This window comes from Thermovirga sp. (assembly GCF_017656375.1).
Taxonomy (GTDB): domain Bacteria; phylum Synergistota; class Synergistia; order Synergistales; family Thermovirgaceae; genus Thermovirga.
In genome coordinates, this window is the sequence record NZ_JACDOB010000023.1 from 1 (window position 1) to 22,943 (window position 22,943).

A 22,943-nucleotide genomic window follows, 5' to 3' on the forward strand; every position below is an offset into this window, starting at 1 on the left:
AGCAGCAAAAATATGCATCAAGCTTTTCGAAAAAGGGCTCTTTTCGTTCGAGGGGGAGAGTTAAAAATTGACGTATCAAACAGCGGGGTGTTGGTGTGGTAGCCCCGCTGTTTTAACATTTCAATCACAACCAAATAATCTAACTTTAATATCACATTTTACATTTACGGTATATACGTGGGCAAATATTCTTTTTCCAGTTCTCTGTACTGAGGAAATCCCACAAGCTCCTTAAAAAACCCGAAATCAGCTACAAGGTCCGTTCTACCTTCCGCCAATCTATCGCCTTTTATAGCATCCAAATAATTAACCATACCCTTTATGGCAGCAAAAAGAGGCCCAACTGGGATACTGATTCGGGCAACCCCAAGTTCCCTAAGCTTATCGATAGCAACCAAAGGAGTTTTACCACCCACGACAGCATCCATTAGGTTAATACTCACCGGTGCATCAATGGACTCTATTACATATTTTATCTGTTCCACAGAACGAGGAGCTTCAACAAATATTAGATCTGCTCCAGCCTCAGCATATGCGTTACCACGCTTAATAGCTTCTTCAACACCATTAACAGCAATCGCATCTGTGCGCGCGTTTATTACAAAATCGGGATCAATCTCATCTCTTACTTTACAACAGGCCTTGATCTTAAGGATCATTTCGTCCATTGGCACTATTTGCTTACCTTCAAGATGACCACACCTTTTCGGGAAAAGCTGGTCTTCAATATTCATACCAGCTGCACCAATTTTGATAAATTCCTCGGTCACCCTCATGGCATTTACAGCATTACCATAGCCTGTATCAGCATCAACCATTACAGGTACTTCAACACTGTCGATTATGTTTTTCGAAAAATGCAATACCTCCGAAAAGGACAAAAAGGCCATATCCGGAAGCCCCAAATACGTGGCCGAAAGTCCAAACCCGCTAACCTGAATAGCTTTAAAACCAGCCCTTTCTATTAATTTTGCAGAAATAGCATCATGTGCACCAGGGCATACCAAAGCCTTTCGTTCCAAAATCATTTGTTTCAATTTCGTAGTTTTCTTCACTAAACTCACTCCTATCACTTTTTGTGTTTCTCCTTTGTTATTTCATAAACGCTTCTCAGGAAAGCTATATAATAGCAAACAATATAAAGTTATCAATTTGTCCTCTTTTTCTTACCATTCCTATGGTTATGGTTATCATTACTTACTCTTTAGGTAGTATCTTTAACTCTGCAGTAGCTTTCGTTCCTTTATCTCCTATAGCTTCTATAACATAAGTACCTGGGCCGGATATTGCTTTGGGGATACCACCTCTTGGTTCCAATATAAAGGTACCATCGTCTTTGGCAACTACAATACCACCAGTGCCAACGGCACCAAAGACATAAGGAACATCTCCGTCATTTAAAATAACCCTTATCTTTTCCTCAGCTTGGAATCCTGATCCCATAAAAACAATTTTATCTCCTGGTTTACCCTCTGAGGGATTAATCACCAGTTTTGCTTCTCCCGCTATAGCTATTGTCATTCCGCCTATGCAGTATACGGCAATAATCACAGCAAAAATAACCATACTATAGAAACTCAGTCTTTTCATTTTATGGCACCTCCATCTCGTGTAAAAATGCCTTAAACAGCCCTACAGATATTTTGCTTTTGATAACTCTCTACACAATGCATCACTTTCTTCCTCATTCTTCTTCATGTTTCATCCCTACTGCTTCTGTCTTGCGTTTCTGACAAAAATTATTAACTATCCAAAGTGATACCGCCACAGCCAATCCTATGAGTGACACCACCTTATTAGGGTACATAAGTGCCAATCCAGCCACAAAGTAAAATAACCTCATAGGAAAGGCCAAAAGCCCCCTAAATCTGCCAAAGAAAGAATAAGACATGATGATCGCTCCAAGTAAAGCAGTTGCCGCAGCTATGACAATTTGCATCATTGGGGCTCGACCCACAAGAGCAGGATTAAGAACGAAAAAATAGGGAATCACGAATGCTACTATTCCAAGCTTAACCGAAAGGAAACCGGTCCTTACCCAATTTCCCCCAGCAATGCCCGCCGCTACTATTGCTTGTGTACATGTTGGGGGCGTGACACCTCCAAGAAGAGACCAATAAATGAAAAATAAGTGGGCAGCTACTTCATCCACTCCAAGTTTGAGAAGCGGCGGGGCAAGAATAGATAAACAGAGTACATAGGTTGGCACCACTGGCAAAGATGTCCCAAGGATGAAAGGAATAATCGTTGCAATAAAGAGTGATAAAAAAAGATTCTCTCCACCAATCGACATAATTAACCCACTTAACTTAGGAGCTATACCAGTAATACCAATCATATTCACTAATATGTTAACAGAAACCAGAACCGGAACAATTCGAGCCAAACCAACACCGCCGTCACTCATGGCAGATCCTATATGCTTAAGAGCCGCTTTTACACCCATACTTGGGATCTCACTTATAAAGAAGACTACTAGACAAGCCGCACATGCATAGAATCCTGCAAAAACTAAAGGCCTTCCACTAGCGATGCCGTAAAGTAAAACAGCTGTGGGAATTATAAGGGGTGCCATACGCCTAAAAGTCATTATCTCCTTCCAGGCTGGAATTTCATCCTCAGGCACAGCAGCAAGTCCCTCTTTTTTGGTTTGAAAATGTACACCTCCGAGAACTCCAGTATAGAAAAGCAAACACGGAATCAAAGCGTAACCTATTATCTTGATGTATGGTATCCCCAAAAACTCAGCCATCATAAAAGCTGCAATACTCATCAATGGAGGAGTTACCCCTCCTCCCGTTGAGGCAATCGCTTCTACTGCTCCAGCAAAATCTTTGTCATACCCAAGTCTTTTCATAAGAGGTATTGTGTAATTTCCTGTAACGGAAACGTTTGCTACTCCACTTCCAGAAATACTGCCAAAAAGAGCGCTTGCTATTACTGCTGTCTTTGCTGGTCCTCCCGAATATCGACCAGCTAAAGCTAAAGCAAGATCAATAAAGGTTTTACCACCGCCGGCTCCAGCTATCAATGCGCCGAAAATTATAAACATGGAAATAAACGTAGCCGACATTCCCGTTACTCCGCCATATATACCAAGAGCAGACCAATATAAGGAATTTAAAACATATTTTAAAGAAATACCCTTAAGCTTCCACATACCGGGGAAAATGGAACCTGCAAAAACATAGAACAGTAGAATCAGGACAAAAATCGGAATAGCCCAGCCAACTGACCTTCTCGCAGAGTCAAGAATTACAATAATCAGAGCCACGCCAAGGATCAAATCTATTGTACCTGCGGCACCTGGATACATATATATCTTCATCGTTTTTACAAAAACATTGATATTTGCGACAATAATTATACCGATCTGTACGTAATCTATAATAGTCAAGCCTTTTTCGGTAGCACGGCGGCTAAAGGGAAATGCTAAGAGAGCCACACTTAATCCCATGATAATGTGCAATGCTCTAAGCTGGATGTCAAAAAGTGGCACGAACACGGGAATTAGGAGCTGAGCACAAGCAAAGAACAAGCCACCCCAAACTATTAACTGTCCCCTAACATTTCCCGAATCTTTTTCGATCACCCTCTCGGACATGTTCGACCTCCTTTATTGCGAATTCCGCCACATCTCTCGAAGTGTAGAAGTGCAGTTCTTAAAGTGGTTTGCATCCTTTAAAGCGTATTCGACTATTTCCCCTTATATTCTGGGGGAATGAAGCGCTCCGGTACATCTATACCCCGTTCCTTTGCATATTGAACAAGTCCAGCATGAGCTGGAATCTCTCCTCCAGGAGCCACGTATTTGAAGTAATCTGCAATAGGATCCCATCCTCTTACCCCAGAATAGGCCGCTGCTACTTCTTCAAATCCCTCTACATATGCTTTAATAATCTTATATGCGACTTCCTGAGACATCCTCGTAGATGCAACAGCACCAACAATAGGGCATTCTTCATACATCGGGCCTGCCTCGGGTAACTGCTTTATAGTGCCTTTTTTCGTTTCCATAAAGTTTAAATATGGGTACACTTCACGTATTTTATCCACCTGTTCCTTGGTAAAACCTATTGCAGTTATCGGGGTTGTCAGGTTGACTTCAATAAGTGAAGAGTCTATAGAATTGAGACTACTTGATTTTTGTAACCCTACAATTTGCTTTTGCTTCAAAAGATTTATGGCATCTCCATATGCAGCTGGACGGAACTTTATATGTGTGCCAAGGACTTCATCAATCTTCACCATATAATTAGCTCCAGAAGAACCAGGCATGCCGGGACAAAAAACTTTACCAGATAATTCTCCCCAATTAGTTATTCCTGTATTTTTCCTCACATAGACACGATCAGCAATTATGTTTCTAACAAATAGCCATCTAACATCTTCCCATTTTTCATTTTTAAAGGTGTCCATTCCCTTGTACATTTGCATCGCTGAAGGCAGGTCGACGCAAAATGCAAAATCAAAGGCTCCTTCCTTCAGTCGTCGCAAATTATCAAGCGCAGCACCACTCTCTATGACGGTAACTTTAACACCAATATCTGCCTTGTTTATAACAGCCGCTCCTGTAACACACCAAGCATAAAGGCCTGACGTTGAAGAAGTGCTTCCCATATTAAGGTAGACAGTATCTGCCGCCGATGTTATCCCCACCATTGCAAACACCATCATTAAAGCCGCAACAACAATAAACCTTTTTTTCATTTCCTCCCCCTCCTATCTGTAGTTATGTTACGAAATACCGTTAACACCTAAAACCATCCGAGCACCTCTCTTTCTCTTGTTAAAGTCAGAGATTTTTTGCTGTTGTGATTACTTTTTAAGGTTGAAATCCTTATGTTTTTTGAGATAAGGGACAAGCCCTCCTTCATTTATAATATCCATCATTACCGGCGCCAGTGGTTCAACAACACAAGTTTTTTTCGTTCGGCAGTTTCGAACTACTTGCTCCTTCAAGTCGATTTCAAGTGGATCTTCAGCCCTAATATTGCTAGTATCACACACGAAAACGGGTAAACCTAGGTTAATAGCATTACGAAAGAATATGCGCGAAAAAGACCTGGCCAGAACTGCACCAATTCCCGCATATTTGATCGCGATAGGCGCTTGTTCTCTTGACGAACCGCACCCAAAATTCCTTCCAGCAACAATAAAATCGCCTGGTAAAAGTTTCTTGGTAAACTCAGGATCAAGATCTTCGAACAAATGAGATGCTAAACTTTTATAATCAAGAGTCTTTGTATACTTTCCTGCAATGATATAGTCCGTGTTTATGTCATCTCCAAAAACGTGGGCTCTACCTTTAAGAATTGGCTTCACCACATCACCCTCTTCCCTCTTCAATTCAAGTATTTCCGAGGATCAACTACACGCCCCTCTATAGCTGAGGCAGCACAAGTTGCCGGCGATGCTAAGAAAATTTCAGCCTTATTATTTCCCATGCGTCCCTTGAAATTCCTATTTGCAGTCGAAAGAACACGTTCTCCATCTGCCGGCACGCCTAAATGAGTCCCTGGGCATGGACCACATCCTGGCGGAATTATTGTTGCTCCAGATTCCACAAGGGACAACAAAACACCTTCCTTCATGCTCGCAAGCATTACATCTCTTGATGCTGGACATACTAAAAGACGTAGCCCCTCTTTAATTCGGCGCCCCCTAAGAATCTGCGCAGCTATCCTCAAATCTTCTAATCTGCCATTTGTGCAGGTACCTATAAAAATTTGCTGTATCTCTTCACCTTGAACCTCTTCAACCGAAAAGACATTATCTACTGTGTGAGGACAGGCCACTTGTGGCGTTAGATCAGAAATATCCCACTCATACACATCAGCAAATTTAGCATCTAAATCATCAAAAACAGGCTCAAATGCTCTATTTACTCTCCCTTCCAACCATGAAAGGGTGACCTCATCCGCCTCCATATAACCCGCTTTGGCGCCACACTCTATGCTCATATTGCACATGACCAACCTTTCAGACATGTTCATAGCTTTTATTCCGTCTCCAGCAAATTCTATAGCCAGGTAATCTGCTCCCGCAGCTCCTATACGACCTATTGTGTAAAGCATAAGATCCTTTGAAAAAACTCCACGTGGTAAGGTCCCTTTATAAATTATTTTCAAAACTTCAGGAACTTTAAGCCAAAGCTTTCCAGTTAAAAGAACTCCGCTCATATCGGTAGAACCCACTCCAAAAGATAGTGCATTAAGAGCTCCGTACGTACAGGTGTGCGAATCAGTGCCAACAACAAAATCACCAGGGCACACAAGTCCTTTTTCAACAACTACTTGATGACAAACGCCTTCACCTACGTCATACACTTTTATTCCTTGAGAGGTGGCAAAATCCTTTATCATAGTGTGGAGATTACTCACCCGCTCATTAGGGCTAGGAGTGGCATGATCAAGGACAAAACACACCTTAGAGGAATCCCACACGTGTCCTTCCTCATACTTTTTGAAAGCCTCAATAGCAATAGGGCCCGTACTATCATGGCTCATGGCAAGGTCTACCCTAGCCACTACATAATCGCCAGCCCTTATATCTTCATTACAATGACTGGAAAGGATTTTTTCAACAATTGTTTTCCCCATAATATTCACCTGGCATTTCTTAAATACGCTTCTTAATAGCTTTCTTTACTCAAAAGCTTTATCAGTTCACTTATATTTCCCAATTCTTCTAGGTTTTGCACACCCTCAATGATTTTGTTTAGTTTTGCTTCATCTTCAAAAGCTCTTCCCGCAAGCTGTTTAAATTTCCAAAAAAGCTCTTCTTTTGTAAAAGGATTTTTTGGATGTCCCTTGGGAAACTCTTGCCTCAGATGGAAGACTCTACCGTCTCTCAACCTAACGTCCAATTTGACCGTATACCTCAGCTCTCTTGGCAAATTTTCTATTTCTTCATCTGCTATTACTTCAACTTTTTTCATAAACTCAAGTATTCTGGGATCTTTAATTTTCTCTTCCGTAAACTGATCTATGAATGCCGTACCCTCAAGTAGAGTCACAGCACAAACGTAAGGGTGGCTCAATTGTGCAGCTACTATGCTTTTGATCTCTTGGTTGGAGAGAGCATATTTTTCCGTTATTGAGGTAGTGCGAACTGTTATTTTCTCAATATCATCTGCTTTTACATCTGGATTTTCCTGCATAAAATTCCTCAAAGCATCAATGGTAGTATGCTTGCTTCGACAAGTAGAATAAAATTTTAACCCTATGCCCATAAGTTCCCAACGCTCACCCAATTGGCCACAAATTCGCTCCTTGTCGTAAATATGATCAGAAAAACAATGATAAAAACCACCAAACTCGTTTTCAAATACATCTTCTATCCCAGTAAAACCCTCTCTAGCTAACAAACCTCCTATAATGGCTCCAGCAGATGATCTTGACGGAACAATCCGCTTTGCCATTGAAGTGAACTGAACAGCCTGAAGACCTCCAGCCCAGTTACCGGCTATACCCATAGCATTTTTTGTTTGTTCTGTATCAAGACCCAATAATTTACTAACTGCAGCTGTAGAACCAAAAGGACAACATGTTCCTGTATTATTAAATCCTTTGTGGGCAATTTCCATACCCACTGGCGCCGCCACTCTACAAGAAATTTCGAAAGCCAATGCAGCAGCAGTTAAAAACTCCCTGCCAGAAACATGCTCAATTAATTCTGCGAAGGAAGTCACACATCCCAAAACTCCCGTTGAAACATGTATTATTCCATCAGTATGTGTGTCATCTAACTCAAAGGAATTAATAGCGGCCCCGTTGATCATCATAGCTGGTATTACCGAGGTTTTCAGATCCGTACCCCAAATTGTAGCTTCTTTTCTATCAGACATTCTGCAAAGAACTTGTCTGTACATCTTCATCCAAGGTGTTGTAGAACCAAAAAGGGCACATCCATATCCATCTAACATGACATCCTTTAAATGAGAAAGAACCTCTTTGGGAATATCCTCGTAGCGCAAACCCACAATAAATTCTGACAATTGCTGATTAATTGTTTTTTCCACTGTTATAGTCCTCCTTCTAAAAATTTAAATTAGTGATTCTTTCCCTTTTCAGAACTAAGCAATCCAGACACTATTGATGCATCTTTCATACTGCAAATTCTTCTCACAGTATTAGCAATTGCTTCTTTATGATTGTCACTAATGAAATTTCCTGTTATGTCTTTAAACTTCGCTTCCAGCTCTTCGTCAGTCATGGGATTTTCTGGAGAGCCTTTAGCGTGGTCTATGCGGCAAGAAAAGGCGTTGTTCTCCTTGTCTATGATTTCAACTACCATTGAACGTGGATTGGGATAGTTTTTTTGTATTTCTGGATCTACCTCTATAACAATTTTTTGTCCAATCTCCCTAACCTTTTTGTCTGCAATTGCATCCTCAGTATAATCCTGCAGCCCTGCGCTTCCTCTAACGATTATTGACCCTATACCATATTGAAGGCTTAATCGCGCATGAAGAACAGATTGATAGCTAGGTATATCTGATCCCTGCTTTGCATTTTTGTGAGTTCTGATTATTATTTTCTTGATATCCTCGGGCTGCATTGGATGGTCTTGCAAAATTTTTTGGACAGCTTCAATCCCAAAATGCACATACCTACAGCTGCAAAAAGGTTTAAAATAAATTTTCAGAAACTCAAACTCTTCTCCAAGCCTCCTATCAATAATACTGAGATCATACTCGTCGGCAAAACAATGACAGAAGCCCAGATTTCCCTCTATAACACCCTTTGGGCCCGTAAACCCTTTCCTGGCAAGCCTAGCAGCAAGAACACCATTTTTCGCAGCATTGCCAGGATGTAGATGTTTTACTATTGAGCCATCAATTTCATATTGATTAATTCCAGACGCCAAACTTCCCGCTATCCCGATAGCATTTGTCATTTGTTCTGCGTTTAATCCTAATATTTTCCCAGCAGAAACTGCCGTTCCAAAAACTGCAACAGTTCCTGTAGGATGGAATCCTCGTAGATAATGAGATGGATTAATAGCAGTTCCTATGCGAAGCGAAACTTCATATCCAACCACAATTGCCTCTATCAAACGCTTACCACTGCACTTCGTTTCTTCTGCGAGAGCTAAAACCGTTGGAATAATAGATGAACCAGGATGATAAGTGGCATGTTTGGAGCCATCATCAAGTTCAAGCGCATGAGCCATCATGCCATTAGCCAAAGCAGCCGTAGCAACAGCCCGCTTCAAAGGAGGCCCTGCAACTGTCGCTATTCCCTCCTCCGAATGCTCTGCTGCTATTTCTCTAGCAATGCGACCCGTGGTTGATTGGAAGCAGCCAGCAATAATAGTCCCCATTGTATCGTAAAGACATCTCTGAGCTTGTTTAATCACTTCTTGAGGGAAATCATCAAGACGCGCAGAAACAGCATATTTCGCTAAAGTTCTAGCAAGAATATTCACATGAGTTCCTCCCTTTCACTCTAAGAACTTATAAGTATGATAAATGGCTAATATCAACAACTTATTCTTCCCAAGGAATCTCCAAACTAAAAAGCGGAGCGTATTGCTGACACCCATAAACATCCGTCTCTCCGGGTCCCCCGCTAGCAACATCACTCTTAAAATTCGCTTTTATACCCATGCCTGGATCGAAAAAATGAAAATTATAAATTTTTTCCACCGGGACCTGATAAGCTCTCGCTATGGCTTCTGGAGTTATAGCTCCACTCTGTTTGACTTTTTCATAAATTTCCCGATTATCAAATATAATTTCAAGAGTTCGCGCAAAATATCCGGCATTTTTGCTTCTTATAGTACGTGCCAGCTCACATATGTTCTTTGTCTTCATTGGACATACCTCCTGAAGTGGTTCACTATGTCTCCATAAGAGACTTCATTGGAATCGCTTCCGACCACAATTTGCCAAAGCCCTTCAAAAAACTCTTGTGGATAATGGGGGAACAACATGGATTGAAGTTTCTCTATATAATCACTGTCTTTGACTGGATTCTCTGGTTCTCCTTTAGCCACAGGAACAGCCATTTCAAAGGATCTACCATCCAAGAGGGTAACCTTCATCCATGCCCCACGTTCTTCGGGATACTTCTTATCCATTGAATGATCAACATCGATGAAAACCTTTTTCGCAGCATCTCGTAACCGCTGATCATTTAAAGTTTTTTCTCTATAATCTTGAAGTGTAACGTTTCCTCTATCCAATGCTAGAACAACCGCAAACGCCATGCTAAACATGGCCTCTTCAGCATTTCTGGGACAATTTATCTGTCCAACTTCTGCATAGCCTAGACTGTAAGTTTTAATGTCCACCCTTTTGATATCTTCAAGGTTGCAATTCAACTGTTTTTTCGCTTCACGTGCAATATCAATAGCTGCATGACAATGACGACAAGTTGGATAAAGCTTTGTGTAGGTGTACATAATCTCCCAACGCCTACCAAGGTCCCCCACCAAAGCATCCTCTAAGTATTCCCCATTACACATGGCTTTTAACCATCCATGCATACCCTCATACAGCGTCCTTGGCGCTTTGGCTCCCATTGAAGCAAGATCTGCTGAAATTACTCCAGCCATTGCAGCTTTACCAGGTTGCAGCGGCTTTATGCCTGGATGATCATGAAGCATTTCTTGTAACCCCGCACTTTGCAACCCCCCCATCGAAATGGCGTAAGCCATTTGCTCCTCGGTCAATTTCAGAAGATATGCACAACTGGCCGCAGCACCTATAGAACCACATGTTCCAGTTGAATGAAATCCACGCTTGAGATGAGAAGGGTTAATAGCTCTTGCTGTACGCAGCATTGCATCATATCCAATCACTATTGATGCAAGAATGTCCTCGAAAGAACTGCCCTCCCTTTCAGCAACCGCTAACGTAGCTGGTATCACTGCAACAGCGGGATGAGATGTCCCCCAACGATGCCCATCATCCAGCTCGATGGAGTGACCCATAACCCCCATAGCCATAGCAGAAACAAAAGCAGGCAACTTGACATCAAGACAAAGCACCGTAGCTTCTTCCTTGCCTCCTATTTCTTTTATATAAGCATTCCACAAAGGAGCTAACTCACTTTTCTTATAACCAACTGCGGTTACCGCCAAAAAATCGGCAAGGCTCCTTTTCGCCTTCTCAATGACATCAGAAGGAATATCAGATGATTTCGTGGAAGCATAAAAATTTGCAAGTTTAGTCAAATAAGTTTCCAACTGAAGCACTCCCTTCCCCTTATTCTCCAACTGTTTCGAAAGAAAACCTGAAGATCTTCTCGTCAAGCGGGTTTTCTAATCGGAGAAGATGATCTATAGTCCACTTATAACACTTATTTTTGGGATAAAGTGGCTCATCTGTAAGAAGAGCCACTGAGCCTCCTGACGAATTCATCTGGCCAGGATAACTCATGTAGAAAAATCTAAACTTCGCACATTTAGCTACTGTAGTCGCTAATTCTTCGTCTTTAGACACCACTTCTATTACTATGGCAACTTCATGCGAAGCAGTCTCTTTTATAGGTTCAATATCTTTCATAATGGCATTTCTCCCATACACATGGAAAAATAGCTGATACTGTCCTTTTCTAGATTCTCCGATAATCTCTGAAACCTTGCGCTTTGTGTCTTCGAGAATTAAATCTATATGCTCTATAGCTCTAGTATCACGAATGCCTACTAGGTGATAAACTCTATAGCCCGCTTCCCCCGCTCCTTCTAGTTTCACCTTATATGTCCCATCTGGAGAAGGCCTAAAAATACTATTTCTTACCCTTGTTATGCGATCTGTATCAGCTATATACTCAGAATTACGCATATCTAAAATTCCCCCAGGAACAGCCTGCGTAAAAGAATCTGTCCGTTCATACATGGAATGGGCAGCAACGCTATGAGGGGTAGCACGTTGCTTTGGATGCATGGGCTCTATAGTAAAAGAGTCCTCGTACACCGTAGCTATTATTGACTCTTTGATCATCTGCGGCCAACAGACTAAAGAAGCACATTCTGCAGCTTTCCCCATATGCAGACTAATCCCTTTTGGGAATCCTTTGAATATTGGGTAAGCAGCAAGAACAGCATCATCACATGCCCTCCCAGCCAATATCACCTGTGCTCCCTGTTCCAAAGCATGAATAATCTGGTCGACCCCCATACTAGCCGTTACGTTAGTAGTTTCATCAAGCACCTGCTGGGTAAGCTCATATGGGGCCCCTAAAGGCTCTATATCTCCTTTTTCTATCCTACTTGCCAGCTCTTTTTTAGAAATTTGGGAATAAATTCGGCACATCTTGAAGGGAGGCAATTTATGCTTTCTTGCTAATCTCCTTATGATATCGGCATATAAATCAACAGCCCTATCAGTCCCTGTAGTGCTACAGGATCCAACTATCATGGGCACCCCTTTTTTGCGACTCTCTACAAGCAACAATTCCAAGTCATGTTCTTCCCATTCTATGGGATTATGTGGCTTATCAGCCCCAAGAAATGTTGGCCCTGCATCCGCTGTGCCGGCATCAGCAGCAAAACAATCTATGTCTCTTTTTACTCCTTCATAAAAAGAACCTTCCTCAATGATATTGTCTCCCAAATTTCCTGTTGAAACCAAAAGAGAAACCTTCTTCATTCTACCGACCCCTCCCGATATAAACACACTAAGCCACTACAGATGAAGAAATAGAAACAGGCACCCTTTAATTACGGATATTTATTTCCGTTAAATATCGACGTTATATTATGCAGAAAATTGATTCTTGTCAAGCAATAAATTATAGCGCAACATTATGCCATTATGTTGAAGTAGATGGCGCTTAGCGCTATTCATATCGTAATTTAGGGGCTTTGTATTTATTGAATTTATTATCTCTTCCTATACCCAAAAACTAAGACAACTGTAACTATTTCACAGGAATCTGATTCCTAGTTGTTGCGCTTTTATCGGAAATGTTATTCCTAGCTATTGCACATTTATCGGAAATGTGATTCCTATTGTTGCTAGTATTTTAAATTTTGTTCTATAATAAGGTTCAAGCTAATTAAAAACCTTAAAGTTATTGTTGTTCTACTGGAGGGAAGACTTTGGGAACATGTGCATCTTATCCACCGGCTGTAATAGAAATTTTGAGAAATCTTTATTTTTCGGGCGACCCTCTGCATTCCACGGCTTTACAAAAGGCTCTAAGCATGGCAGGCATTAATTTGGATTCTAGGACTATCCGTTATCACGTTTCTAGCCTTGAGAGCAAGGGGTTTGTGCAACGACTGGGTAAAAAAGGGGTTATTTTAACTCCGAAAGGTATAGAAGAAGTTAAGGCTTTGTTGGTTTTTGAGCGAATAGGCATGACTTCTTTGGAAACTCAAAAGCTATTGGAACAATGCGACTTCGATATAGAGAAGAAGACAGGGAAAATTATTGTAAACCTAGCGACTTGCCCAAAGGATTCTATTTATGAGGTATTGGAAAACCTAAACAACATTTCTTCTTCTAGTATAATAATATCTCCCCTTATAGGCCTAATAGGAGAAGAGCAGAGGGTTTGGAACATTAACATACCTAAAGGACAGATTGGAATAGCTACCATATCATCTACTAATTACGAATCAATATTTTTTCGCAATGGAGTCCCTCTTACTAACTCAGCAACCGGTCTATTCAAAATAGAACAAAATAAACCTAAAGGTTTTACGGAGCTCATTTGTCATTCAGGAACTACCATCAGTCCCGGCCAACTTCTTTGTAAAGGGCTTTACACCCAAGTATCCAAATACCTAGAGACAGGATCAGGATATGTAACAGCTAGCATAAAGGTATTTCCTTCTTTTTATTGTGAACGTGCAATCAAAATTGCTAACTACCTGAAACAACACCTCTTAAATTCCGTTTTCGAAATGGGATGCATAATGCCAGAAAACTATCGTATGAGTGTTAATGATAGAAACAAAGGTTACATTATTGTCTTTGGAGGCGCCAATTATCTAGCCCCTCTCATTGAAAAAAACTTCACTTCCGATATCCATATAGCAAGTTTGCTTTTCGACCTTGAAAACATGTTCACACCAAAAGAAATTCTCTTAAAAATAAAAAACAACGATATGCCACCCTTATCTAGGCCAATAATAGACCAAATAAACTTTTAAAGATGAAATTAGCACATAAGCTTAAACTCCTTTGTTTTCTCAACAAATGCATTTATAATTTTCCTCATCTTTTCGTCCGAGAAATACATTTCTTCCGGGTGAAACTGTACGCCCCAAACAAAACTACTCGTGGTGGATTCAATAAACTCAACTACTCCATCCTCAGACAACCCACTTACCATGAATCCATTAGGGATATTATTCACGGTCTGAGCATGGAAACTATTTACTTTAATTGATTCATTTCCCAAAACTTTCCTTGCTTGGGTTTTCTCTCTAGTTAGAAGCATGTGAGTAGGGCAAGCCGGCTCTTCAACTTGATTATGACCTTTTACAGTATCCTCATGCAAGCTTCCCCCTAGGGCTTCAACTATCATTTGCAATCCCCTACATATCCCTAATACCGGGATTCCCTTACTATATGATTTCAGAAAAAGCTCCCTTTCGAATTTATATCTGCAAGGCTGTTGTTCTTCAAGTGTACCTATCTTTTTTTCTTTCTTGGCAAGTGAATCCCCACCTCCAGACAATATTAAGCCATCTATGAAATCTGTAATTTCATCAACATTAAAATCTCTAAAAACATCTTCTGTCACAAGGGGAATTATAAATGGCAAACCACCCGCATCCAAGATACAATCTATATAATGTTTCCCTACATAAAGATATCCTCCCCTACCTCTCTCGTGCCCCCAAGTCTCAACTGACCAAGCACAAGTTATACCTATCACTGGCCTTGCCAGTTTTTCTTTTTGTTTTTCATAGCTGTTTTTCCCTCTAGACGGCTTCATTCACACCATCCTTCCCGGTCTATTCAGGGTGTATTCTCCTTCTATCAATACTTCCTCGCCATTGACAAACACAGCCTTAATACCTTTTGCGAACACGTGAGGATTTTGAAAAGTTGCCAAATCCCTTATCTCAGTCGGGTCAAAAACAACTATATCTGCAAAATATCCTTCTCGAAGAAGACCACGTTTTTCTAGCCCAACTTTTTTTGCAGGAAGATAAGTCATCTTCTTAACAGCTTCTTCCAACGTAAACAAACCTCGATCCCTTACGTAATGCCCAAGAACCCGCGGGAAAGTGCCATAGTATCTTGGGTGAATTTTCCCTTCTCCAAGTTCTCCTTTCGGAGCCACAGCTCTACCATCAGAGGCTATAATTGCCTCTTTATAGCTTAAAAGTCGCTCTACATCAGAGTCACACATACCAAAAACAACCATTTTTATGGCGCCTCTATTTTCTCTTATTAAGTCCAATATTGATTCTTCGGGCGTGCATTTTTTCATCCTGGCTATTTCTTCAATACTTTGCCCCTCGTAAAACTTGTTCGGACCTGCCACAAAAGTAATCCGATAATCTGACCAGTCCTTCTTCCCTGAGTAAATCGTATTCATCTCTTTAAGAATAGCTTTACTCGCAGTTTCGTCATTAAGCAATTTAAACAACTTGCTGAAACCACCCTCTTTTGCCCATGAAGGTAATAAATCCATCAAGCTGCTCCCAAATGCTTTATACGGGTAAACATCGTAATCTATAGAACACTTTCGCTTCCTTTTTGCAACATCAATAATTTGGATTAATCTCTCACTTTTACCCCAATTGTTTTTACCTTCTGCTTTTAGGTGAGAAATTTGCAGATTAACTCCTGTTTTAAAGGAAAGCTCTATCATCTCCTTAACATTTTCTTCTACCCAATCACCTTCATCTCTCATATGTACTGACAGCAACGCGCTTCTTGATGCAAGTAACGAACCAATAGCGTAAAGCTCTTTTTTATCAGCGAATTTACCTGGCTCATATTGAAGCCCCAAGGACAACCCTTTAGCACCCAAATCTATTTCTCTCTCTAATATTTCTAAGAGGTGTTCTAGCTGGCTCGCTTTGAGCGGAGCATTACCTGCTCCACCCACTGATATCCGCAACGTCCCATGTCCAACTAAAGATGCAATATTGACTGCAACACCTTTAGAAAAAGCAAACTCCAGGTACTCTTTCTGGCTTTTCCAATGCCAGAATAACTTCTCATCTTCTTTAATGTATGTGGTATTCGTAAGGAAATCTACTAATTCCTCAAAATAGCTCCAATTGACAGGTGCTGGACTGAAACCACAATTGCCTACGACCTCTGTTGTTACACCCTGGCGAAGTTTACTCTCACATAGAGGGTTTTTGTAGAGTGTAAAATCAGTGTGAGAGTGAATATCTATAAACCCGGGGCAAACAACAAAACCGCAAGCATCAAAAAGCTTTCCTTCTGTTGTTCCAATAGATTCAACCACAGCAACTATCTTATCCCCTTCTATCAACACATCTCCTTTAATAGGCTCATTTCCTGAACCATCTATTATTGTTCCGCCTTTTATTATTATCGCCACAATAATGACCCCTCTTCTAATCTCTCAAGCGTGGATCCATAGAATCTCTTAATGCGTCACCAAAAAGATTGAAACCCATAACAACAAGAATAATCATAACCCCTGGAAAGATCGTTATCCAAGGAGCATCAAAAAGAAACGAACGACCGGAACTCATAATGGAACCCCAGCTAGGCATAGGTGGTTGAACTCCTAGACCTAGAAAACTAAGGGTGGCTTCCACAATGATCGCCTTTGGAACTTCTAAAGTTGTTAACACGACAACAGGTGCAAGGGCATTTGGGAAAATGTGCCTAAGAATAATGCGCAGGTCAGAAAAACCTAAAACTCTCGCTGCTTCCACAAATTCCTGATTTCTCAAAGAAAGAAACTGACCCCTTACAATTCTAGCAAAAGCAGCCCAGCTACACGCTGCAATAGCCAAACAAACATTAAATAAACCAGGACCTAAGATAGCTATAATGGCGATTGCTATGAGCGTCATGGGAAACGCCCAAGCTATATCCATCAGCGCGCAGATACACTGATCCAATATACCACCATAGTAACCCGCAATACTACCCAAAAGTAATCCGACTAAAAGGGATATTCCTATAGCGAGAAAACCAACCTGTAAGGAAACTCTTGAACCATAAATTACCCTGCTAAAAATATCTCTTCCAAATTCATCTGTCCCGAATGGGTGCTCAAATGAAGGCCCTTGTAACATTTCAGGGAGATTCTGCTTAGCATAATCATATGGGGCGAGAAGTGGGGCAAAAATGGCAATTAGTATGACTGCAACCATTACTATGAGCCCAAAAAGTGCAGCTTTGTTTCTGAAAAGCCTACTACAGCATTCAGCAAAGGCACTTTTACTATGCTCGATCTCATCAATTTCAGCTAATTCATTCATCATGGTATGATTGTTCATGTTTACCTCCATGTTAGACCCTAATATATTAAATATTTATCTCAACTTAATTCTGGGATCGACTATAGCATAGAGCAGATCCGCAAAAAGATTACCTAGGATAATAGCAGTTGTAAGGACAACCATTCCTCCTTGAACCACCGGATAATCTCTCGCTAGAATAGCTTCAATCATCATCCTACCCAATCCCGGTCGTGTGAAAACTATCTCCAAAACAACAGAGCCTCCCATTATCCAGCCAATCCGTAAACCTAGAAGGGTAATTATAGGTATCAGTGCATTTTTCAGGGCATGCCTATTGATAACCAATTTCTCTGAAAGCCCTTTGCTTCTAGCAGTTCTTATATAATCTTGCCTTATAACTTCCAACATGCTTGATCTAACCATTCTGGCAGTCAATGCCGCGTCAGTAAAACCTAACGTTAAAGCTGGCAAAAAAAGATGTTTCCACGTACCATATCCTGAAACGGGGAATAATCTTAACTTATAAGCAAATATGTATAAAAGCATTAAACCAAGCCAAAACGTTGGCATGGATATCCCCACAAGAGAGGTAACCATGCAAATATAGTCAGTAAGAGTGTTCCTTTTAATGGCTGCTTTAACACCTATCGGTATAGCCACAAGAAAAGAAATCAACAAGCCTGCAACGCTTAATTCCAAAGTTACAGGAAATCTCTGGATTATGATCTCTGCAACTGGTCGGTGCTGAATGATAGAAGTCCCAAGATCACCTTTAAGCAAATTACCAAGAAAGTGCAAATATTGAATAGGAAGAGGACGATCAAGCCCATATTGATGGCGAATATTCTCTCTTATCTCTGGTGTAACATTAGGCCCCACAATCAAATCAATAGGATCACCTGGTGCTAGATGAAGCATCAAAAAAACGACTACAGTCATGCCTAACAAAATCGGGAATAAGAAAAAAATTCGCTTAATTACATACCTTAACACCAGCACCACTCCTCAACTTTTCAAATCCACAAAACCCACTCTTTTGTTTTGTTAGCGCATGGAGGAACAGATAATCTGCTCCTCCATGCGCTAGTTTTAATTATCGAGATGCTATATCTATACCATCGTTATATTGAATCATCCATGGATGGTATTTAAAATTCTTAACTTCCTTACGAACAGCAATAATATTGTTTGGAATATAGATAGGGCACCACACCGCCTGTTCTATCAAATAACGTTGTACCTTCTTATAGCCCTCTGCCCTTTCTTCCCATGTCGGAGATGTCGCCGCAGCGTTAATCATCTCATCAGTAGTCTTATCTACCCATCTCGAGTGATTTGGATACGGAAATTGCGAAGACAAAAGGAACCAATCAAGTATATCCGCGTTTGGCCAACTATACAGCCTTATAAAAAGCTCCTGCTTGCCTTCCTTCAGCATAGCCTTGTAACTAGCACTATCATAAAGCTGTATTTTTGCTTTAATACCTATTTCTGCTAGTTGGGCTTGTATGACTTCGGCTAATCTTTTACTAATCGTGGAATTGTCAGCAGAAAGAGTTGCTTCAAATCCATTAGGATATCCCGCCTCAGCAAGCAAAGATTTCGCTTTTTCCGGATTATATTTATAGGCAAGCTGCTCACTCTCTTCTAAATACTCATCTTTCAAGGCTGGCGGTAAATATCCATAGGCCACCTGAGCATTACCCCGGAATATGTATTTCACTATTCTCTTCCTATCAATAGCATGATTTATAGCTCGTCTTACAAGTACATTATCAAAAGGTCTTTTATCACAGGCATAAGCCAAATAGCCCAGCTTCGTGGCTGACCCCTGCACCAAATTTATCTCTGGATTATTTTTAAGCCTCTCAACAAACATAGGAGGAACATCACGTAATACATGAACTCCACCTGTCTCTAGTTCCATAATGCGAGAGTTTTCTTCAGGAATGGCTCTTATCACTAATTCGTCTAAAAGAGGTGGACCTTGATTTGACATCCAATCTGGACCCCAATTATAATCCGGGTTCCTAACAAGAACAACTCTGTCTCCTTTTATCCATTCTTTTAGCATAAAAGGACCCGTCCCTACGACAACCTTGTGGCCATAATCCTCTCCATACTCCTCGTAACAATTAGCCGGTTGTATGCCCGCAGCGGTATTCGACAAGTTGAAAAGCAGATTAGGGAATGGGTAATTCAGCGTAAACTGCACGGTATAATCGTCAATCACCTTTATTTCTTTGATTGCCTTTAAATCACCTGCAAAAGGTGAAGCTGTCTTAGGATCCTTTATCGTATCGAAGGTCCATTTAACATCTTCTGCAGTGAAAGGCTTCCCGTTATGAAACTTTACTCCCTTTTTAAGGTGGAAAGTCCAAACCAAACCATCCTCAGAGGTTTCCCACTTCTCCGCTAACCCTGGGCGATACTGGAAATTATAATCCCTCGTTACAAGACGATCATGAAGATAAATAAGCGCGTCTGAATACCATGCAGCCTTAATAGTATCTAAGATATCTCCATCTCTGTTTAAAGCATGAACAAGAACCTTTTTCTCTGCTGCTTCGACTGTTGTTGTCTTAATACCTCCCAAAACAACTGTGAAAGCAATTAAAACAAAAACAAGCGCCACACAACAAACAGAAAATACTGTACCCTCCCTTCGCATCCTACCAACTCCCCTCCTATTTGATTTTGTTCTAAATATTGCCACTCTGTTTATTTTAAACAAAATGACATGCCACAAAATGCCCTGGAATCGGCTCCTTAATTCCTGGCTCTCGCTCTGCGCAAATATCTTCTACCAATGGGCATCGGGTCCTAAATCTGCATCCTGTCGGAGGAGATAATGGGCTTGGAACATCTCCTTCAAGAAGCATGCGTTTTTCCTTTTTTCTTTTATCAGTTATTTTAGGAATGGCAGCTAACAAAGCTCGTGTATAAGGATGTAAAGGGTTATCAAACAACTCATCAGTCGTTGCAATTTCAAATATCTTACCTAAATACATTACAGCCACTTTAGTGCTAATGTGCCTTACAACGGCCATATCGTGTGAAATAAACAAATAGGTAAGTTTATATTCCCTCTGGAGTTCCTCCAACAAGTTAATAATTTGTGCTTGAACTGAAACATCCAAAGCAGATACTGGCTCATCACATATAATCAATTTAGGCTCCACCGCTAACGCGCGAGCTATCACCACCCGCTGTCTTTGCCCTCCGCTAAACTCATGGGGATACCTACTTAAACATTGCTTAGGCAAACCAACTACATCAAGAAGCTTGGCAGCCTGTTTACGTCTTTCATGAGGTTGACCTTTACCATGAACAGCCAGAACTTCTTCCAGAGTATCACCAAGTGTCATCCTGGGATTTAAAGAACCATAAGGATCTTGAAAAATTATTTGAACTTTCTTACGAAAATGGATCATCTTCCGCTTATCATATTCGAGAATATTTTGATCCTCAAAAAAAATTTTGCTTCCTTTCTGAGGTTCCACTAAACGAAGAATAGCTCTTCCTGTTGTTGATTTGCCACAGCCGCTCTCTCCTACAAGGCCAAGAGTTTCCCCTTCTTTTATCTCAAAGGCAACTCCCTCCACCGCCTTAATATAGCGGGACCTACTCCATGGAAAACCATCTTTTATCGGATAATAAACTCGGAGATCTTCTACTTTCAATAGATCCTTTGACATGACATCCCTCATTTTTCAAAATTATGAACCAACCAGCAACGAACCAAGCGATCACCTATATTCATCAATGGTGGTTCTTTCTCACATTTATCCATAACATAATCACACCTGCTCCTAAAACGACAGCCATGTGATATTTCATTCGGAGATGGAACTACACCCCTAATTGGACGAAGAGGTTTTTTAGGCCCATCTATAACAGGAATTGAATTTAATAAGCCCTTAGTATAAGGATGCTCCGGTGATTTTAAGATATCCTCCTTTTTCCCACATTCAACAACTCGCCCACAATACATAACAACCACTTTATCTGCTATCTCGTTTATCACTCCTAGGTCATGGGTAATAAAAAGTACAGCTGTTCCTGTTTTTCTTTGAAGATCCTTCATCAATTCTAGAATTTGTGCCTGCACAGTAACATCCAATGCGGTCGTAGGTTCATCCGCAATTAAAAGCAATGGATCACATGCCAATGCCATTGCTATCATAACCCTCTGTCTCATTCCGCCGCTCAACTCATGCGGATACTGATTTAACCGTTTTTTAGGCAAAGAAACCTTACACATTTCAAGCAGTTGCTCACTTTTCTTTAAAGCATCCTTTTTAGATAACCCTTGATGCAGGATAATAGCTTCCGCAATCTGACTTCCTACAGTATAGACCGGATTTAGTGATGTCATTGGTTCCTGAAAAATCATTGATATCTTATTGCCTCTGATTTTACGCATCTCCTCTTCTGTTTTTTGCAAAAGGTCTTCTCCCTCGAAAAGGATCTGTCCACCAACTATCTTCCCTGGTGGGTTTGGTATCAAGCGCATAATAGACAGAGCAGTAACACTCTTTCCCGAACCAGACTCTCCTACAATACCTAAGGTTTCACCATAGTTAACAGAAAAACCAACAGAATCAACAGCGGGGATGACATTTTCCCCTAAGAAAAAATAAGTTTTAAGATTATTGACTTCCAAAACAGGGGTAGACAATTTTACACCTCGCTTAAATGATCCTCAAAGTAACGGATATCCATTTCCATTTACTAGGTTAAAATACCACACCGCTTAAGTGGTGTCAAGCAAATTTACACAAAATATGGGACTTGATCCGAGCGCCTCTCCTTTATAAACAACAAAAACAAAGAAAACAGGAAGTAACCCTTCATGATTCCATTATGCCGGTGCTTAAACTAAGGCTGCTCTGAAGGTAATATGTAACCTAATAGGAAAGGGGGAAACAGCTAAAGAAATAGCACCTATAATGGGTCTTATCGAAAGATGGGTAAGAATATTGGCAAAAAGAAAAAGAGATGGGCTAATTACTGAGAAGTTATTGAGGTAAAAAAGACCAACCCTCACATAGAATCTCTATTCCTTGAAACTAAACATAAAAGTAACATGGATGAGACCTAAAAGGCTTGCAAGAAAGCTGAACAGAGTTCATCAGAAATATCTTCCGAACATAACAAATGGCAAAGCTCTTCCACCAAAAGTCTATGCAGTTTTGTTCAAAGGCTATCTCCTGGAGGAAGAGAAATGAAAGGAAAAACACCGCGGGAAAAAATTCATGAATTATCTTTAACCAGTTCAAAAACAGCTACTTTCATACCTCCACTGCTATTGAACAAATTAAGTTCCTTCATACTTCAACTGGTGGGAGCACACCACATCTGCTGGGACTCCCACCATACTCTTCATCTCGTTAAATGGAAGCAAATTACGGCTATTTGCATTTATTCCTTATATGCAATTACTTCAATTTCAACAAGGGCATCCTTTGGGAGTCTTGCTACTTCCACAAAGGCCCTAGCAGGATAATCGGAAGTAAAAAACCTCCCGTAAACTTCGTTAACAGCCTTGAAATCATCCATGTTCTTAGCAA

The 22,943-nt window shown here is 40.7% G+C and carries 21 protein-coding genes; 2 read left to right on the plus strand and 19 right to left on the minus strand.

Annotation, left to right across the window (positions count from 1 at the left end; all coding sequences use genetic code 11):
• Positions 1–164 precede the first annotated feature (164 nt).
• The 11 genes from H0Z23_RS06905 to H0Z23_RS06955 all read right to left on the minus strand — a co-directional run bounded on the left by H0Z23_RS06905 (position 165) and on the right by H0Z23_RS06955 (position 12,601).
• Positions 165–1,055 (minus strand): isocitrate lyase/PEP mutase family protein, encoded by an 891-nt coding sequence (locus H0Z23_RS06905; RefSeq protein ID WP_296868536.1) that lies wholly within the window; start codon positions 1,053–1,055, stop codon positions 165–167.
• A gap of 142 nt (positions 1,056–1,197) precedes the next feature.
• Entirely contained in the window at positions 1,198–1,590 is a 393-nt protein-coding gene (locus tag H0Z23_RS06910) for a hypothetical protein (RefSeq protein ID WP_296868538.1), read from the minus strand.
• 94 nt (positions 1,591–1,684) lie between these two features.
• Positions 1,685–3,604 (minus strand): TRAP transporter fused permease subunit, encoded by a 1,920-nt coding sequence (locus H0Z23_RS06915; protein ID WP_296868540.1) that lies wholly within the window; start codon positions 3,602–3,604, stop codon positions 1,685–1,687.
• Positions 3,605–3,696: 92 nt separating this feature from the next.
• Positions 3,697–4,710 (minus strand): TAXI family TRAP transporter solute-binding subunit, encoded by a 1,014-nt coding sequence (locus H0Z23_RS06920; RefSeq protein ID WP_296868541.1) that lies wholly within the window; start codon positions 4,708–4,710, stop codon positions 3,697–3,699.
• Positions 4,711–4,818: 108 nt separating this feature from the next.
• Positions 4,819–5,349 (minus strand): 3-isopropylmalate dehydratase small subunit, encoded by a 531-nt coding sequence (locus tag H0Z23_RS06925; protein ID WP_296868542.1) that lies wholly within the window; start codon positions 5,347–5,349, stop codon positions 4,819–4,821.
• Positions 5,346–6,602, minus strand: coding sequence for a 3-isopropylmalate dehydratase large subunit (locus tag H0Z23_RS06930; RefSeq protein ID WP_296868544.1), 1,257 nt, complete (start codon positions 6,600–6,602; stop codon positions 5,346–5,348). Before H0Z23_RS06930 ends, H0Z23_RS06925 begins: the two co-directional genes overlap by 4 nt.
• 32 nt (positions 6,603–6,634) lie before the next feature.
• On the minus strand, positions 6,635–8,023 hold the full coding sequence (locus H0Z23_RS06935; RefSeq protein ID WP_296868546.1) for an MmgE/PrpD family protein: 1,389 nt from the start codon (positions 8,021–8,023) through the stop codon (positions 6,635–6,637).
• Positions 8,024–8,052: 29 nt separating this feature from the next.
• Positions 8,053–9,432 (minus strand): MmgE/PrpD family protein, encoded by a 1,380-nt coding sequence (locus H0Z23_RS06940; RefSeq protein ID WP_296868547.1) that lies wholly within the window; start codon positions 9,430–9,432, stop codon positions 8,053–8,055.
• A 61-nt stretch (positions 9,433–9,493) separates the two neighbouring features.
• A complete protein-coding gene (locus H0Z23_RS06945) occupies positions 9,494–9,820 on the minus strand; it encodes a DUF4387 domain-containing protein (RefSeq protein WP_296868549.1) in 327 nt (108 codons plus the stop codon).
• On the minus strand, positions 9,817–11,184 hold the full coding sequence (locus tag H0Z23_RS06950) for an MmgE/PrpD family protein (RefSeq protein ID WP_296868551.1): 1,368 nt from the start codon (positions 11,182–11,184) through the stop codon (positions 9,817–9,819). Before H0Z23_RS06950 ends, H0Z23_RS06945 begins: the two co-directional genes overlap by 4 nt.
• A gap of 31 nt (positions 11,185–11,215) precedes the next feature.
• Complete coding sequence (locus H0Z23_RS06955; RefSeq protein ID WP_296868553.1) at positions 11,216–12,601, minus strand: acyclic terpene utilization AtuA family protein; 1,386 nt, start codon at positions 12,599–12,601, stop codon at positions 11,216–11,218.
• 452 nt (positions 12,602–13,053) lie between these two features.
• Here H0Z23_RS06955 and H0Z23_RS06960 point away from each other — a divergent pair, with 452 nt between their 5' ends.
• A complete protein-coding gene (locus H0Z23_RS06960) occupies positions 13,054–14,112 on the plus strand; it encodes an NrpR regulatory domain-containing protein (protein WP_296868555.1) in 1,059 nt (352 codons plus the stop codon).
• A gap of 8 nt (positions 14,113–14,120) precedes the next feature.
• Here the strand turns inward: H0Z23_RS06960 and H0Z23_RS06965 are convergent, their stop codons facing one another.
• The 7 genes from H0Z23_RS06965 to H0Z23_RS06995 all read right to left on the minus strand — a co-directional run bounded on the left by H0Z23_RS06965 (position 14,121) and on the right by H0Z23_RS06995 (position 22,051).
• A complete protein-coding gene (locus tag H0Z23_RS06965) occupies positions 14,121–14,903 on the minus strand; it encodes a gamma-glutamyl-gamma-aminobutyrate hydrolase family protein (protein ID WP_296868556.1) in 783 nt (260 codons plus the stop codon).
• Positions 14,904–16,493, minus strand: a complete 1,590-nt coding sequence (locus H0Z23_RS06970) for an amidohydrolase family protein (protein ID WP_296868558.1) — start codon at positions 16,491–16,493, stop codon at positions 14,904–14,906.
• 16 nt (positions 16,494–16,509) lie between these two features.
• A complete protein-coding gene (locus H0Z23_RS06975) occupies positions 16,510–17,406 on the minus strand; it encodes an ABC transporter permease (RefSeq protein ID WP_296868559.1) in 897 nt (298 codons plus the stop codon).
• 36 nt (positions 17,407–17,442) lie between these two features.
• Positions 17,443–18,363 (minus strand): nickel ABC transporter permease, encoded by a 921-nt coding sequence (gene nikB / locus H0Z23_RS06980; protein WP_296868561.1) that lies wholly within the window; start codon positions 18,361–18,363, stop codon positions 17,443–17,445.
• A 100-nt stretch (positions 18,364–18,463) separates the two neighbouring features.
• The gene (locus H0Z23_RS06985; RefSeq protein WP_296868563.1) at positions 18,464–20,041 is read right to left on the minus strand and encodes an ABC transporter substrate-binding protein; all 1,578 of its coding nucleotides are present in this window, start codon (positions 20,039–20,041) and stop codon (positions 18,464–18,466) included.
• A 55-nt stretch (positions 20,042–20,096) separates the two neighbouring features.
• Complete coding sequence (locus tag H0Z23_RS06990) at positions 20,097–21,068, minus strand: ABC transporter ATP-binding protein (RefSeq protein WP_296868565.1); 972 nt, start codon at positions 21,066–21,068, stop codon at positions 20,097–20,099.
• An 8-nt stretch (positions 21,069–21,076) separates the two neighbouring features.
• Positions 21,077–22,051, minus strand: a complete 975-nt coding sequence (locus H0Z23_RS06995) for an ABC transporter ATP-binding protein (RefSeq protein ID WP_296868567.1) — start codon at positions 22,049–22,051, stop codon at positions 21,077–21,079.
• A 385-nt stretch (positions 22,052–22,436) separates the two neighbouring features.
• Here H0Z23_RS06995 and H0Z23_RS09025 point away from each other — a divergent pair, with 385 nt between their 5' ends.
• A complete protein-coding gene (locus tag H0Z23_RS09025) occupies positions 22,437–22,601 on the plus strand; it encodes a hypothetical protein (RefSeq protein WP_366928883.1) in 165 nt (54 codons plus the stop codon).
• A gap of 193 nt (positions 22,602–22,794) precedes the next feature.
• On the opposite strand, the gene H0Z23_RS07005 is transcribed toward H0Z23_RS09025, so the two are convergent.
• Entirely contained in the window at positions 22,795–22,932 is a 138-nt protein-coding gene (locus tag H0Z23_RS07005; RefSeq protein WP_296868570.1) for a Rid family hydrolase, read from the minus strand.
• Positions 22,933–22,943: the final 11 nt, after the last annotated feature.